Annotated in this window: 11 protein-coding genes; 7 read left to right on the forward strand and 4 right to left on the reverse strand. The window is 42.0% G+C overall.

Going from position 1 to position 16,043, the window contains the following annotated elements:
• The first annotated feature begins 113 nt into the window (after nt 1-113).
• Genes gatC through gatB form a run of 3 tightly spaced genes read left to right on the forward strand, consistent with a single transcriptional unit; the run spans nt 114 to nt 3,320 of the window.
• A complete protein-coding gene (gene gatC / locus AC1RRX_RS13345) occupies nt 114-404 on the forward strand; it encodes an Asp-tRNA(Asn)/Glu-tRNA(Gln) amidotransferase subunit GatC (RefSeq protein ID WP_003155732.1) in 291 nt (96 codons plus the stop codon).
• 14 nt (nt 405-418) lie between these two features.
• A complete protein-coding gene (gatA, locus tag AC1RRX_RS13350) occupies nt 419-1,876 on the forward strand; it encodes an Asp-tRNA(Asn)/Glu-tRNA(Gln) amidotransferase subunit GatA (protein ID WP_007408915.1) in 1,458 nt (485 codons plus the stop codon).
• A gap of 13 nt (nt 1,877-1,889) precedes the next feature.
• On the forward strand, nt 1,890-3,320 hold the full coding sequence (gatB, locus tag AC1RRX_RS13355; protein WP_003155730.1) for an Asp-tRNA(Asn)/Glu-tRNA(Gln) amidotransferase subunit GatB: 1,431 nt from the start codon (nt 1,890-1,892) through the stop codon (nt 3,318-3,320).
• Between the two features lie 65 nt (nt 3,321-3,385).
• On the opposite strand, the gene AC1RRX_RS13360 is transcribed toward gatB, so the two are convergent.
• Nucleotides 3,386-4,234 (reverse strand): TetR/AcrR family transcriptional regulator, encoded by an 849-nt coding sequence (locus AC1RRX_RS13360; RefSeq protein ID WP_032871752.1) that lies wholly within the window; start codon nt 4,232-4,234, stop codon nt 3,386-3,388.
• A gap of 128 nt (nt 4,235-4,362) precedes the next feature.
• Between AC1RRX_RS13360 and AC1RRX_RS13365 the strand changes: the two genes are divergently transcribed.
• The 3 genes from AC1RRX_RS13365 (at nt 4,363) to rlmD (ending at nt 10,094) form a co-directional block, all read left to right on the forward strand.
• A complete protein-coding gene (locus AC1RRX_RS13365; RefSeq protein ID WP_108725129.1) occupies nt 4,363-7,506 on the forward strand; it encodes an efflux RND transporter permease subunit in 3,144 nt (1,047 codons plus the stop codon).
• A 152-nt stretch (nt 7,507-7,658) separates the two neighbouring features.
• A complete protein-coding gene (locus AC1RRX_RS13370) occupies nt 7,659-8,570 on the forward strand; it encodes a diacylglycerol kinase (protein WP_007408918.1) in 912 nt (303 codons plus the stop codon).
• A gap of 147 nt (nt 8,571-8,717) precedes the next feature.
• Nucleotides 8,718-10,094, forward strand: a complete 1,377-nt coding sequence (rlmD, locus tag AC1RRX_RS13375; protein WP_144464627.1) for a 23S rRNA (uracil(1939)-C(5))-methyltransferase RlmD — start codon at nt 8,718-8,720, stop codon at nt 10,092-10,094.
• A 510-nt stretch (nt 10,095-10,604) separates the two neighbouring features.
• Here the strand turns inward: rlmD and AC1RRX_RS13380 are convergent.
• Nucleotides 10,605-10,778, reverse strand: a complete 174-nt coding sequence (locus tag AC1RRX_RS13380) for a recombinase family protein (protein ID WP_162782336.1) — start codon at nt 10,776-10,778, stop codon at nt 10,605-10,607.
• A 47-nt stretch (nt 10,779-10,825) separates the two neighbouring features.
• Between AC1RRX_RS13380 and AC1RRX_RS13385 the strand changes: the two genes are divergently transcribed.
• Entirely contained in the window at nt 10,826-13,837 is a 3,012-nt protein-coding gene (locus AC1RRX_RS13385; RefSeq protein WP_106080373.1) for a defense-associated sirtuin 2, read from the forward strand.
• Nucleotides 13,838-14,835: 998 nt separating this feature from the next.
• Here AC1RRX_RS13385 and AC1RRX_RS13390 read toward each other — a convergent pair.
• Together AC1RRX_RS13390 and AC1RRX_RS13395 are read right to left on the reverse strand one after the other, a co-directional pair.
• Nucleotides 14,836-15,231 (reverse strand): immunity 22 family protein, encoded by a 396-nt coding sequence (locus AC1RRX_RS13390; protein WP_061046493.1) that lies wholly within the window; start codon nt 15,229-15,231, stop codon nt 14,836-14,838.
• 305 nt (nt 15,232-15,536) lie between these two features.
• Nucleotides 15,537-16,007 (reverse strand): TIGR01741 family protein, encoded by a 471-nt coding sequence (locus AC1RRX_RS13395; RefSeq protein ID WP_042634939.1) that lies wholly within the window; start codon nt 16,005-16,007, stop codon nt 15,537-15,539.
• Nucleotides 16,008-16,043 lie beyond the last annotated feature (36 nt).

Here is a 16,043-nt window from a genome sequence, read left to right on the forward strand (position 1 = left end):
TAGAGAGGGTTTCATCATGCCTCAGAAGGCGGCGTTTTGTTGCTTTAGAGGGCTCGTTTTTGATATGATCAGTATTATATGACGAAACGGAGAATTATGCGGAGGTGGATCTTATGTCACGAATTTCTATAGAAGAAGTAAAGCATGTCGCTCATTTGGCGAGACTCGCCATTACGGATGAAGAAGCTGAAATGTTTACAGAACAGCTTGACAGTATCATCTCGTTTGCCGAGGAGCTTAATGAAGTGGACACGGATAACGTGGAACCGACAACACACGTGCTGAAAATGAAAAACGTAATGAGAGAAGATGAAGCGGGTAAAGGCCTTCCGGTCGAGGATGTCATGAAAAATGCTCCCGATCATAAAGACGGCTATGTCCGTGTGCCATCTATTCTGGATTAAAGGAGGGAGACAGTATGTCATTATTTGATCACAAAATCACAGAACTGAAACAAATGATACATAAAAAAGAAATCAAGATTTCCGATCTTGTTGATGAATCTTACAAACGGATCGCATCCGTGGATGATAAGGTGCAGGCGTTTTTACAGCTTGATGAAGAAAGAGCCCGCGCTTACGCGAAAGAACTTGACGAAGCGGTTGACGGACGGTCTGAACACGGTCTTCTCTTCGGAATGCCGATCGGCGTCAAGGACAACATCGTGACCAAAGGGCTTCGCACAACATGCTCAAGCAAAATCCTCGAAAACTTCGATCCGATTTACGATGCGACGGTTGTGGAGCGCCTTCAAGCCGCTGAAGCCGTAACGATCGGAAAGCTGAATATGGACGAGTTCGCGATGGGTTCTTCTACTGAAAACTCCGCGTACAAAGCGACGAAAAACCCTTGGAATCTCGATACGGTTCCCGGCGGATCAAGCGGCGGTTCCGCAGCTGCGGTTGCCGCGGGCGAAGTCCCGTTTTCACTCGGATCTGATACGGGCGGCTCCATCCGCCAGCCGGCTTCTTTCTGCGGCGTCGTCGGATTAAAGCCTACATACGGACGTGTGTCGCGTTACGGTTTGGTCGCTTTTGCGTCTTCACTGGACCAGATCGGGCCGATCACAAGAACCGTAGAAGATAACGCATTCCTTCTTCAGGCGATTTCAGGCCCGGACAAAATGGACTCTACGAGCGCCAATGTCGAAGTGCCGGACTTTCTTTCTTCATTAACTGGCGATATTAAAGGCTTGAAAATCGCCGTACCGAAAGAATATCTCGGAGAAGGCGTCGGCAAAGAAGCGAAAGAATCGGTTTTAGCCGCTTTAAAAGTGCTTGAAGACCTCGGAGCGACATGGGAAGAAGTATCTCTGCCGCACAGCAAATACGCGCTTGCGACGTATTATCTGCTGTCTTCTTCCGAAGCGTCTGCAAACCTTGCGCGCTTTGACGGCATCCGCTACGGCTACCGCTCAGACAATGCGGACAACCTGATCGACCTTTATAAACAGACACGCTCTGAAGGCTTCGGCAACGAAGTGAAGCGCCGCATCATGCTCGGCACCTTCGCGCTCAGCTCCGGCTACTATGACGCGTATTACAAAAAAGCGCAAAAAGTGCGCACGCTTATTAAAAAAGATTTTGAAGACGTATTTGAGAAATACGATGTCATCGTCGGACCGACAACGCCGACACCGGCATTCAAAATCGGCGAAAAAACCAGCGATCCGCTCACAATGTACGCCAACGATATTTTAACGATCCCTGTCAACCTCGCGGGTGTGCCGGGAATCAGCGTGCCGTGCGGATTTGCGGACGGACTGCCGCTCGGACTGCAAATCATCGGAAAACACTTCGATGAAGGCACTGTATACCGCGTCGCTCATGCTTTTGAGCAGGCAACAGATCATCATAAAGCGAAACCTGAACTGTAAGGGGTGAAATGAAGTGAACTTTGAAACGGTAATCGGACTTGAAGTCCATGTGGAATTAAAAACAAAATCTAAAATTTTCTCAAGCTCACCGACGCCATTCGGCGCGGAAGCGAATACCCAAACGAGCGTCATCGACCTCGGCTATCCCGGCGTTCTGCCCGTTTTGAACAAAGAAGCGGTCGAATTCGCGATGAAAGCCGCAATGGCTTTGAACTGCGAAATCGCAACGGATACGAAGTTTGACCGGAAAAACTATTTCTACCCGGACAACCCGAAGGCATATCAAATTTCTCAATTTGACAAGCCAATCGGCGAAAACGGCTGGATCGAAATCGAAGTCGGCGGAAAAACGAAAAAAATCGGCATCACCCGTCTTCACCTTGAAGAAGATGCGGGAAAACTGACGCATACGGGCGACGGCTATTCCCTCGTTGACTTCAACCGCCAGGGCACGCCGCTTGTCGAGATTGTATCTGAGCCGGATATCCGCACACCGGAGGAAGCTTACGCATATCTCGAAAAGCTGAAATCAATTATCCAATACACAGGTGTTTCCGACTGTAAAATGGAAGAAGGTTCACTGCGCTGTGACGCCAACATTTCCCTCCGTCCGATCGGCCAGGAGAAATTCGGCACAAAAACGGAGCTGAAAAACCTCAACTCTTTCGCATTCGTGCAAAAAGGCCTTGAGCATGAAGAAAAACGCCAAGAGCAGGTGCTTCTGTCAGGCGGAGTCATTCAGCAGGAGACGCGCCGCTACGATGAAGCGACGAAAAAAACCATTTTGATGCGTGTCAAAGAAGGTTCGGACGACTATCGTTATTTCCCTGAGCCTGACCTTGTCGAGCTCTACATTGATGACGAATGGAAAGAACGCGTAAGAGCAACCATTCCTGAGCTTCCGGATGAGCGCCGCAAGCGTTATATCGAAGAGCTCGGCCTGCCGGCTTATGACGCAATGGTTCTGACGCTGACGAAAGAAATGGCTGACTTCTTCGAAGAAACGGTCAATAAAGGCGCAGAAGCCAAGCAGGCATCAAACTGGCTGATGGGTGAAGTCTCAGCTTACCTGAACGCCGAACAAAAAGAGCTTGAGGATGTCGCACTGACTCCTGAAGGCCTTGCCGGCATGATTAAGCTGATTGAAAAAGGAACCATCTCGTCCAAAATCGCGAAGAAAGTCTTTAAAGAATTAATTGAAAAAGGCGGCGACGCAGAAAAAATCGTCAAAGAAAAAGGCCTTGTTCAGATTTCTGACGAAAGCGTGCTTCTGAAGCTGGTAACAGATGCGCTTGACAGCAACCCGCAGTCAATTGAAGACTTCAAAAACGGAAAAGACCGCGCGATCGGCTTCCTTGTCGGGCAGATTATGAAAGCCTCAAAAGGACAGGCCAACCCGCCGATGGTCAACAAGATCTTACTTGAAGAAATCAAAAAACGATAAAAAAAAGCAGCCGCCTGTAAGGGCGCTGCTGACATGGAGACCGGTAAGCGCCGGTCTCTTTTTTTTTATAAGCTGAAATAGGTTTCAATGGAAGCCCGCAGCATTTCAATCTGCTCATTTCCGCTGCCTGCCAAGTTGGACAGCATTCCTTTAATAATCGGTTTTCGCGGCTCTTCTTTTGCACATTCCTCTTCAATGACTTCAAGCGATACGAGGACGTCCTCAGGCAGCTCCTGCTGTGTTTTAATCTTTTGAATATCCGCAAGCAGTCTTTCTCTGTCCGCCGCGGGCTGAGTGAAGATATCCTCAGGCAGCAGCGGATCGGGATTGTCTCTTATCAGCCCCGTAATCAGATCATCGATTCTGGCAATCAGAAAGGCCGCCACGTTTTCCGTCCGGAATGCCGTATGTTCATTAAAAATCAAGAAATGAATATAGGAGCTCACAATTCCTTGCGCCATAACGGACGCATCCGCTAAAAACGGTGTGACGGCATCTCCGTAAACGGAGAGCAACGCATCCCGATACAGCATGTTAAATTGAATATTGGCCTCATGAAAATACTGTTTGACCTTTTGATTTTCAGGAATGACCTTTTCGCTCAGCAAGAGGATGATAAAGTCCTTGTGTTCCATAAATTCCTGGAATTGATATGCGATTTGTTTTCGGAATACGTCCTTAGGCGGTTTATGTTGATGTTCTGTTTTGATTTTCTTTATTTCTTCCATAGACATGCCGATGTAATACTCACATGCTGAGAGCAAAAGGTCTTCTTTTGATTTGAAATGGAGATAGAAGGCCCCTTTTGAAATTCCGCATTCACCGGCGATTTCCTGAATGGTTGTTGAAGAAAACCCTTTTTTGGCAAATAAATGGATGCCTGTTTTTATGATTTTCTCTTTTTTTTCGTTCATGACGTGCTTCCCCTTAATCCTGAAAAATTTAGAAAAATTTACTGCCTTATTAGTTGACGATGTTGAGTTATACCGTTTAGTATTATATAGAATGACCAGTCAGTCAATAAAAATTAACGGAGGACATGATGAACCACATTATTAACTTTGTACTGAAGAACAAATTCGCAGTTTGGCTGATGACGATTATCGTTACTGTAGCAGGGCTGTATGCCGGTCTGAATATGAAGCAGGAATCCATACCGGACGTCAACATGCCTTACCTTTCAGTAAATACGACTTATCCCGGAGCTGCTCCGAGTCAAGTTGCGGATGACGTGACAAAACCGATCGAGCAGGCGGTCCAGAATTTAGAAGGAGTGAGCGTCGTAACGTCCACATCCTCTGAAAACGTCTCATCGGTTATGATTGAATATGATTACAACAAGGATATGGACAAGGCGAAAACCGAAGTCGCTGAAGCGCTGGACAGTGTCAGCCTTCCTGACGACGCGAAAAAACCTGACATTTCCCGTTACAGCCTCAACTCTTTCCCGATTTTGACGCTCAGTGTGACAAGCGGCAAAAGCTCGCTTGAAGACCTGACCAAAAATGTGGAAAACACTCTCGTACCTAAGCTTGAAGGCATTCAGGGCGTTGCGTCCGTGCAAGTTTCCGGACAGCAGGAAGAGCAGGTGGAATTCTCTTTCAAAGACAAAAAAATGAAAGAGTACGGACTTGATGAAGATACCGTCAAGAAAGTGATCCAAGGCTCTGACGTCAATACGCCGCTTGGATTGTACACGTTCGGCAACAAAGAAAAATCAGTTGTCGTTAACGGAGATATTACGTCAATTAAAGATCTGAAAGATATGAGAATTCCGGTCACATCTTCTTCTGCCGCTCAAGGTCAAACGGGCGGAGCCGGTGCGGCATCTGCGGCGGACGCTCAGGCTATGCAGCAGGCACAGCAAAGCGCGGCAGCAGGGGTGCCGACAGTCAAGCTTTCTGACATTGCCGACATTAAAGATGTGAAAAAAGCTGAATCCATTTCCCGCACGAACGGAAAGGACAGCATCGGAATTAATATCGTAAAAGCCAATGACGCCAACACGGTAGAAGTGGCCGATGCGATTAAAGATGAACTGAATCAATACAAAAAAGACCATAAAGGGTTCAAGTACAGCTCGACTCTTGATATGGCAGAGCCGATTACAGAGTCGGTGGATACGATGTTAAGCAAAGCGATTTTCGGCGCGATTTTTGCGGTCGTGATCATTCTCTTATTCTTAAGAGATATTAAATCAACGATGATTTCTATCGTTTCCATCCCGCTGTCACTGCTGATTGCGCTTCTTGTGCTGAATCAGCTTGATGTCACATTGAACATAATGACGCTCGGTGCGATGACGGTCGCCATCGGACGGGTAGTCGATGATTCGATTGTCGTGATCGAAAACATTTACCGCCGCATGAGGCTGAAAGATGAACCTTTACGCGGGAAGCAATTGGTGCGTGAAGCGACGAAAGAAATGTTTAAACCGATCATGTCATCAACGATCGTAACCATTGCCGTATTCCTGCCGCTTGCCATGGTCGGCGGACAGATCGGCGAACTGTTTATGCCGTTTGCATTAACAATCGTCTTCGCGCTTGCCGCATCGCTGTTGATTTCGATCACACTGGTGCCGATGCTTGCGCACAGCTTATTCAAAAAATCGCTCACAGGCGCGCCTGTTAAAGCGAAAGAGCATAAGCCGGGCAGATTGGCCAATTTCTATAAAAAAGTGCTGAATTGGTCATTAAGACATAAATGGATTACATCTATCATCGCGGTTCTGATGCTTGTCGGCAGTTTGTTCCTCGTACCTCTGATCGGCGCGAGCTACCTGCCTGCGCAAGCGGACAAAACGATGCAGCTCACATACACGCCTGAACCGGGCGAAACGAAAAGCGAAGCTGAAAAAGCTGCGCAAAAAGCGGAAGACATGCTGCTTAAACGCAAACATGTCGATACCGTTCAGTATTCATTAGGCTCGCAAAGTCCGCTCGGCGGAAGCTCAAACGGCGCATTGTTCTACGTGAAATACGAGGATGACACGCCTGATTTTGACAAAGAAAAAGACAATGTCTTAAAAGAAATCAAAAAAACATCCAGCCGCGGCGAATGGAAATCACAAAATTTCAGTTCGTCAGGCAACAACAACGAATTAACGTACTATGTGTACGGAGATTCAGAGTCTGATATTAAAGGCACGGTCAAAGACATCGAAGGCATCATGAAAAAGCAGAAGGATCTGAAAGACGTCAACTCAGGCCTTTCCAGCACATATGATGAGTACACGTTCGTCGCTGACCAGGAGAAACTCAGCAAGAAGGGCCTGACGGCTTCGCAAATCTCCCAAGCCCTGATGTCCCAAACGTCACAGTCTCCTTTGACAACGGTGAAAAAGGACGGCAAAGAGCTTGATGTGAACATCAAAACAGAAAAAGACCAGTATAAGAGTGTAAAAGAATTAGAGGATAAAACCATCACATCGCCTGCAGGCCAAGAAGTAAAAATCGGCGATGTGGCGAAAGTGAAAAACGGCACGACATCCGATACCATTTCCAAACGCGACGGCAAAGTGTACGCTGACGTAACGGCAACCGTCACTTCTGACAACGTCACGAAGGTGTCATCAGCCGTTCAAAAGAAAGTTGACAAACTGGATCACCCGGACAATGTATCGATTGATACCGGCGGTGTATCAGCGGATATAGCTGATTCCTTTACGAAACTCGGCTTAGCAATGCTTGCCGCAATCGCCATCGTATACCTCGTTCTTGTGATCACGTTCGGCGGAGCATTAGCGCCGTTTGCGATTCTGTTCTCGCTTCCGTTTACAGTCATCGGCGCATTAGCCGGACTGTATGTATCCGGAGAGACGATCAGTCTGAATGCCATGATCGGTATGCTGATGCTGATCGGAATCGTCGTCACAAATGCGATTGTCTTAATTGACCGCGTCATCCATAAAGAAGCGGAAGGCTTATCGACGAGAGAAGCGCTCCTGGAAGCCGGCTCTACGAGATTGCGTCCGATTCTGATGACGGCGATCGCGACAATCGGCGCCCTGCTTCCATTGGCATTGGGCTTCGAAGGCGGAAGCCAGGTCATTTCTAAAGGACTCGGTGTCACTGTTATCGGCGGTTTAATCAGTTCGACTCTGCTTACCCTTCTGATTGTGCCGATCGTATATGAAGTATTAGCGAAATTCCGTAAGAAAAAACCTGGAACGGAAGAAGAGTAAGACAGCGGGCCTTGGCTCCTTAAACGGAGCCGGGGCCTTTTTTCTTCTGGCAATTCCTGTACATATTGTTGCGATTTTCTCAAGTCATAGTATAATTAAAGGTTGTTAGTGTTAATAATGGATCGGATACTCTTAAGTAGGATGATGAGATAATGAAACGTGCACGCATAATATACAATCCGACTTCAGGACGGGAGCTTTTTAAGAAAAATCTTGCCCAGGTCCTGCAAAAATTTGAACAAGCCGGTTATGAAACCTCCACCCATGCCACCACATGCGCGGGGGATGCCACCAACGCCGCAAAAGAAGCCGCTTTGCGGGAGTTTGACCTGATTATCGCAGCCGGCGGAGACGGAACGATTAATGAAGTCGTCAACGGCCTTGCACCGTTAGACAAACGCCCGACACTCGGTATCATTCCGGTCGGCACGACAAATGACTTCGCCAGAGCGCTGGGCATTCCGAGAGAGAATGTACTGAATGCCGCTGATACCGTCATTAACGGCGTAGCCCGCCCGATCGACATCGGACAGGTGAACGGTCAGTATTTTATCAACATCGCCGGCGGAGGCCGTCTGACGGAGCTGACGTATGATGTGCCAAGCAAACTGAAAACGATGCTCGGACAGCTTGCTTATTATTTAAAGGGAATGGAAATGCTGCCTTCACTTCGACCGACAGAAGTCGAGATTGAATATGACGGCAAGCTGTTTCAAGGCGAAATTATGCTGTTTTTAGTGACGCTGACCAACTCGGTCGGCGGATTCGAGAAACTGGCCCCTGATTCCAGCCTGAATGACGGCATGTTTGATTTGATTATTTTGAAAAAAGCCAATCTCGCGGAGTTTATCAGAGTCGCGAGCATGGCGCTCAGAGGCGATCATATTAACGATCAGCACATTATTTACACAAAAGCGAACCGTGTGAAAGTCAATGTATCAGAAAAGATGCAGCTGAACCTGGACGGCGAATACGGCGGCATGCTGCCGGGCGAATTCGTGAACCTGTACCGGCATATTCACGTCATCATGCCGAAGGAGAAAGCGGAACAGCTGGATGATTAATACGCGGACAAAATCCTAAAACAGTATTCGTTTTAGGATTTTGTCATCTTTTCAGCGTGATCGGAAACCTTTGAAGGCTGACATTGAATTTGAAGGTTTGCCAGCACGCTGAAACAAGGCTATTGGTAAAACTAGAGGTGATTATAGATGAAAATGAAACCCCCGATAGAAAAAAATGAATACTATGATGTGACATTTGAGGATTTGACGCACGAAGGAGCGGGCGTCGCAAAGGTTCAGGGATTCCCGATCTTCGTGCCGAACGCCCTGCCTGAGGAAAAAGCGCAAATCAAAGTGACACGCGTCAAAAAAGGCTTCGCTTTCGGCCGCTTGATTGAGCTGAAGGAAGAAAGCCCGCACAGAACGGATGCCCCGTGCCCGATCTACAAACAATGCGGCGGCTGCCAGCTTCAGCACATGACCTATGAAGGCCAGCTCTTGTTTAAACAGAAACAAGTCAAAGACGTCTTAGAACGGATCGGCAAGCTGGACCTGTCCAACGTCACCGTGCACCCGACACTCGGCATGGAAGACCCTTGGAACTACAGAAACAAAGCGCAGGTGCCGGTAGGAGAACGGGAAGGCGGACTCGTCGCCGGATTCTATCAGCAAAGAAGCCATGACATCATCGACATGAGCGCCTGCCTGATCCAGCAATCCAAAAACGACGAAGCCGTTCAAGCTGTCAAAGACATTTGCACCTCATACGGCGTCAAAGCCTACAACGAAGAACGCCACAAAGGCTGGCTCCGTCACATCATGGTGAGATACGGCGTCGTCACGGGCGAAATGATGATCGTCTTCATCACAAGAACAAGCGATTTTCCGCACAAAGCGAAAATCATCGAAGACATCACGGCGCAATTCCCGCACGTCAAATCCATCGTGCAGAACATCAACCCAAATAAAACAAACGTCATCTTTGGGAACGAAACAAACGTCATCTGGGGCGAAGAATACATCTACGACCTCATCGGAGACGTCAAATTCGCCATCTCCGCCAGATCGTTCTATCAGGTTAACCCGGAGCAAACAAAAGTGCTCTACGACAAAGCGCTTGAGTACGCGGAGCTGCAAGGAGAAGAAACCGTCATCGACGCCTACTGCGGCATCGGAACGATTTCTCTCTTCTTAGCGAAGCAGGCGAAGAAAGTATACGGCGTCGAAATCGTGCCGGAAGCCATTGAGGATGCAAAACGCAACGCTGAGCTGAACGGCATCACGAACGCAGAATTCGCAGTCGGAGAAGCGGAAACCGTTATTCCGAAATGGTATGAAGAAGGCATCACGGCCGACACCCTCGTCGTTGACCCGCCAAGAAAAGGCTGCGACGAAGCCCTCCTGCGGACAATCATCGACATGAAACCGAAGCGGGTGGTGTATGTGTCCTGCAATCCAGGCACCCTTGCAAGAGACCTGCGGGTGCTTGAGGATGGCGGGTATCAGACGCTCGAAGTGCAGCCGGTGGATATGTTCCCGCATACGAATCATGTGGAGTGCTGCGTGTTGCTCGTGAAAAAATAGAAGATATATAAGGGGCCGAGAATCGGTAATGGATTCTTGGACTCCCATCTGTTTTTGTTGAAGTAATCCCTTTTCTAATTTTAACTTTTCCTATATTTAGTTTAGCGAGTTGGATACCATTATCCTGAATGAGTAATCTGTATTCTTCTTGTTGGGTTTTACCCCGTATTTTCCTGCAAGTGCAGCCGTTTTGTCTTTCTTTATGTTTTCTATCTCCTTGAGAATGTTAGTGAGTTGTTTGTGATCCCACTGAATTAAGTTTGTTTGCAGCCTTTTTATCAATGTCTTTTTGAATAGATTTTGTAGAGACTGTAGAGAGTGTTGAAAACATTTGCTTTATATCATTTGAAATTGCTTCAATCAGTCCATTTTCTCTTACATGATGATCTGAACATTTTGTATGACCATACTTATTTTATGACCCACAAATATATCCCTTACGATTGGCTTTATAGTACATTCTCTTACTACAATCAGCACAAAGAGGGAATATTTGTTAACTGGTGTTTTTTAGCTTATTATCCGTTTGCGTTTTCTTTCAGAGATTAACTGTTGAACAACATGAAAATCATCTTTTGAGATAATAGACTTATGAGTGTTTTCGATGACAACGTAATTTGCTGGATCAATCTTTTTACGCTTTTCAGTTGTTACACTAATTGAAATTTCCTTTTGTTGAACCAATTTAATCCTCCCAACTATAAAAGGTAGCACGATAACTGGAAGTGTTGATGGTGAAGGTGGATTTGGAAAGTAAAAGGTACGGAGAAAAATTAAAAGAGGTGTTTCTCATGTTGGACAATAATGTAGTTGAATGTATAAAAGAAATCACAGAATCCTCAAGGAATGGAAAACTTGTCTTTTTTGTTGGCGCGGGAGTTTCAACACTTTCAGATTATCCTCAATGGTGGAGGTTGGTAGATAAGTATCATGAAGAGCTCTATGGGAGTCCAAAGAAAGGAAACTATTCTTCTGATGAATATCTTCGAATTCCTCAAATATTTTATAATGTCAAAGGTGAAATGGCATTTGATGGTATACTAAAAGATTTTTTTCAGGTAGATAAGCCTACGAACCCGATACATGACAAGATATTAGCTATGAACCCAGCACATGTAATTACAACTAATTATGATAATTTGATTGATACTGCTTGTTGGAAGAGAGGGAAATATTTTAGTGTAATAAGCGCTGAAGAAGACGTTGCTAATGCTACTTCATCAAGGTATTTACTAAAGGTTCATGGGGATTTTAGAAAGGGCTTTAAAGGGGAAAATGTAGTTTTAAAGGAAGATGACTATCTGAATTATGATCAGAATTATCCTCTTATCAGTAATCTCATGAAGACAATAATTGCAACGCATACCATTGTTTTCATAGGTTATGGTTTAGGAGATTATAATATTAATATGTTGTTAAATTGGGTAAGAAAGTTACAAAAGGACAGTTTTCATAAACCGTTTTTTATTAGAACAGATCCTTCGCCCATTGAAAATGAGACTTTAATCTATTATGAAAATAAAGGATTACGAATAATTGATGCGGCTAGCTTGATAGATAGTAATGAATATGATTATTTAGAACGTTATTCAGCAGTAATGGATCTTCTTATTGAATCACAAGAAAATAAATTTATCACTAAAGATGACGAAGTAATTGATTATATATACGGAAAAATAAGCCCATTATTTGCCCTTCAGTATATTCGTAAAATTGATCTCAAACATGTTTTTGAATACGATTATCACTTTGAAGTCAATGGTACTGTTGTTCGGCATAAGAATAAGGGATTTGGTTACATGGAGCGTTTTTTTGAATTAAAAGAGAGCTGCGATGAGAGAAGTAAACTTTCCAAAAAACAATATGAAAGGTTTAATGCTCTTTCTAATTTCTTTGAGAAGAATGGAGTTATCTGTATGGCGAAAGATGCAGGTACTCTGAATACTTCAATAGAGATTAATAGTTTGGCGTATCACGGCAAATATGATGTAATGAAGAAATTTATTGAAGAACAATCGGTAAGTATTGAGGATGATTATAAAAAAGCATTTTTTCTTGCGTGTTTAGGTAGGTGGGAGGAATCCTATGACCTTTATTCAAATATCATCTTAAATTCTATAGATGAGTCAAATGGGTGTGTATATTATCTATCACAAATAAATAGATATAGGATCTATCAATCAATAACACAAGCTGTAACGCAGTTTAATGGTCTTGGTTTATTAACATTTGGGAGGAATTATAAACCATTTACTGATGAATTTCTTGCTAGGATTGAAAGAGAGATGACAAATTTCAACATTGATGATTTGTTTAATGGTATGCCATTTGAGTTTCAAAAGAAATATAAGATACTTGAGTTTTTAAGTGATAATCAGTTTCTATATGACGATACTGTAAAACTTTTTGAGTTGACTAATAAAGTGCGTTCTGAAATGAGTGAAGGATCTTATTCTTTTGGAATGTCATCTGATATTGTTGTTCTTCTTCGGCTTTATGATAATTTACGGTTTTTATATGAAAATTGCTTATGGTCTGTTTCTTTTCATGAATTTCATCAATATATACGAAACTCAATGAGCCTACTAATTGAAAAGGCTGAATATGAGCGAACGAGGGATATAGATGAATTAGGATTCTCTTTTTTTGGAAAAAAATCAGGTTTTTTTATGGAATATTACGATTTTGTTAATATATCGAGACACTTTAAAATTGATGACATAAAGAACCTTGAGAGAAGTTGCTCAATTGATAAAATTAGGTTTGGTGAACAGGAAAAAATAGAAGAATACTTAGTTGGTATAGCAGAAGAAATTACTAAGCAATTTTCTGCTAATGGAATGAACGTCGTTTTTTATACTCAGTTTATTTCAGAAGCAAAAGCAGCACTATATTTTGCTAAATATGTAAAACTATCTGAAGAGGGACTTGGGAAAATAGTGAAAGCATTGTTGTTTTATTTTCCTGAGAGAGATTTAGATATAGGAAAACGCTATGTATGGTTAGAGAGGTTAACTAAATTTAATGGTTTACCTAAGTCAATAATTTCAATTATTGATGATTTTCTAGTGTTACATGCAGAGAAACATATTGATCAAAATTATTCAGAGGTATCATCAAATGGTTTATATTCCAGGGACTATGGTGCTTTAATTAAGCATTTTCAGAAGAATTTCATTTCAAAAAGATTATCAGAAATCACTTTATGTTTAACACAAGATAAGCAAAAACAAATTGATTTTTTGTTTAAATTATTACCCATACTTTCCACTAATGCAAAAAGTCATCTATTAAGTTTTAAAAAAGTTGAAAATATAAATGATTTAATGAATGGAATTAGAATAGGCTTAATTGATGAGTTCACTCCGGAGTATGAAGAATTAATTATTGAATATCTGGAGACACGAAAAGCAAATTATATTGTTGAAAAGGGGATACAAACTTTTTCTTCTAACGACTATATGAGTACCTTTGGTCTATGGTATTTTCTTGAGGAAATAAATAATTCAAAAATGGAAGAATTTATCGGAATGGATGATCAGTATGACTTTTTTGTAGACCCAGAGAACTTTGATTACAAAAAGTTTATACCTTCGTGGCTAAAAAATTATAATGATAAATTACTTGGTAAAATCGCTGGAAATAAACATATGAAACATCATGTGATTGAGGTACTAAAAGAAAGAGTTAAAAACTCAAATGATAAGAGGTATTTGGAAATTTTAATGAACCACTTTATCTAACTCGTTGTAAATCTTTACTAAAGGCGAATTCCACTGCTCAAGAAAATTTGCTATGGTTTGTCTACACCTAGCTCTCTACGCATGTGGAGTGTGTGGCTGTGCTGGAACTTAGAGAAGGGCAGTTAACCCCTGTGTGGGGTGTTGCCTTTTTTTAATAATTTTATATTTAAATCCCTAATTTCTGATATATGCCATTCAAGTGAGGTCATCATTTTGGGGATCTCGAGCAGAAGTTTATCAACATCTTGAACATTGTTAGGATTAGTGTGTTCACTCTTCTTGAGAAGTTTGTCCATGGCGGCTAATAATGCAGATAAGTCGGTTAGGTTTCTTGTTGTTCTTTGAATTCTTCAACAGGCAGTATATTTGTTTGACCATTGTTATTTATCTTTTCTAAAAGGTTTACAATTTCTTTTAATTGGTTAAACTTTGCTTTCTCTTATCTTGTTTTTTAAGTCTTTTATTTTGTTTCATTCATAGTGGTAGTGAAAATCATAAACCCTGTCCATCGATTCAAAAAACGCCAGAGTCCCTGTTGGTAGAGCAATGAAAAATGCTTGTTTAGGCAATAGATTTTATATTGTGTGTCAAGGTGGTAAAGCATTAAATGTTTGAGATTCTTAAAGGCTGATCTGGAAAATAGGTTTCTCTTTTCCACTATTTAAAACTTCTTCCACTATATTCAGTAAATAGGCCTATAACTGATCAACTAGGTCCCAATATATAACATCCAACATATACTGATTCCTATATTTGAATTGAATGGCTCCGTTTATATAGTTGAAATCAAGATCGGGTTTTACTTCTCTTAGTTCATGGAAATTATCAATTTGTATAAAATATGTATCGATCTTATTAGGCAAATCAGATAAATTGGTTATGGTTTAGTTTGGTCTACATATGAGAGTTTGAATATAATACATTTTATCACCTTGTCATCGCAAACTTCAGAAAAAGAGACGCAGCCTAAGCTGCGTCTTATCCTTTTTAAATTCCACTTAAACATAGGGTACTGCTCCAATAAATTTAAATGAATAGTTTTTTGCGTTTATTTCTTTCTCCCTGCCGTCATATTCAAAATTATATAAAAGAACAGCAGCATTGATTTGATCAGGGAGTGTGATACCTACCATGTCCTCGAAACGAGGTAAGATGACACTATCGTATGAACAGCCGTCAATTAGTGCAGGTAAATTGTTACGACTATTTTCATGTGCAACTTTTTCTATAAAATCTTCATCTAAATCATCGATATCTATATCAAAGTCAATTAAAAATTGGGAAGGAAGAAAATCACCCTCATCTTCATTGTAAACTAATTCAACATATTTACTTAATGATTCATTATCCTTTATACTTCCGATCCATAATGATACGTAATTTTGGCGCTCCATATAAACCTCCTATTATTTAATCCTCAATCCTTTTAGCGGGGCTTCCACTCCACCTTTAAGTCTATAGTTTGCCCAATTATTCAATCTTTGGACAAATATATTATAGTTTAAAGATGAATCAATAATTCCCGGAAATTTTTGGTAGTGTTATAGGTTGTTTGCATAATGATAGATAATTGTCTTGAGAAAGGTTAGCCTCATTATAGAGTAATCAATATATTCATATAGAAAACCTCTGAAAATTCTTTATTTTAGATTAGTTTATAAAAAATAGCTCAGCAGAGTAGGGCTGAGCTATTTTTTTATTATAGACCGAGGTAGCTAATTACAAATTCTTTATCATCGTCATCTTCAGGCAAAATACCAAGGTTTTTATATTCCCATATTGCGATTCTTTCATAACCATCTAATTCTGATGCTAAAATATCATCAGAATTATATTCTAATTGGAATTCTCCACTGCTATCCAATGTTAGTGTAAGGTTCGTCCAAACATCATTGTTATTATTTCTGTGTTCAGTTCTTAATTCTTCAAAAAGTTCTCTTAGCTCTCTTAATAACGTCTTGAAAATGTCCTTGCTTACGTTGTAGTGGCTAGGTATGTCTTGTGAATAAATAATTTGATTATTTTCTGGTGTTTTGAAGTGAAAAAGAACCATTGTGGAATCATCTAATACTTCTGCATAAAGATAAATTTTTGTCCATTCACAAGGTATGATGTCATTCAAATTCTGACTAATAAGCTGATACAAATCTGGCATTTTCCTAGTTTCCAATCTTTTCACCTTTAATCGTCGAGAAATCTTAGTTAT

This window comes from Bacillus sp. GW821-FHT11D08 (assembly GCF_058808515.1).

What these genes read in the sequence shown, in the direction of transcription:
- gatC (WP_003155732.1), top strand. Translation starts at nt 114, where the DNA reads ATGTCACGAATTTCTATAGAAGAAGTAAAGCATGTCGCTCATTTGGCG.
- gatA (WP_007408915.1), top strand. Translation starts at nt 419, where the DNA reads ATGTCATTATTTGATCACAAAATCACAGAACTGAAACAAATGATACAT.
- AC1RRX_RS13360 (WP_032871752.1), bottom strand. Translation starts at nt 4,234, where the DNA reads ATGAACGAAAAAAAAGAGAAAATCATAAAAACAGGCATCCATTTATTT.
- AC1RRX_RS13365 (WP_108725129.1), top strand. Translation starts at nt 4,363, where the DNA reads ATGAACCACATTATTAACTTTGTACTGAAGAACAAATTCGCAGTTTGG.
- AC1RRX_RS13370 (WP_007408918.1), top strand. Translation starts at nt 7,659, where the DNA reads ATGAAACGTGCACGCATAATATACAATCCGACTTCAGGACGGGAGCTT.
- rlmD (WP_144464627.1), top strand. Translation starts at nt 8,718, where the DNA reads ATGAAAATGAAACCCCCGATAGAAAAAAATGAATACTATGATGTGACA.
- AC1RRX_RS13385 (WP_106080373.1), top strand. Translation starts at nt 10,826, where the DNA reads ATGGTGAAGGTGGATTTGGAAAGTAAAAGGTACGGAGAAAAATTAAAA.
- AC1RRX_RS13390 (WP_061046493.1), bottom strand. Translation starts at nt 15,231, where the DNA reads ATGGAGCGCCAAAATTACGTATCATTATGGATCGGAAGTATAAAGGAT.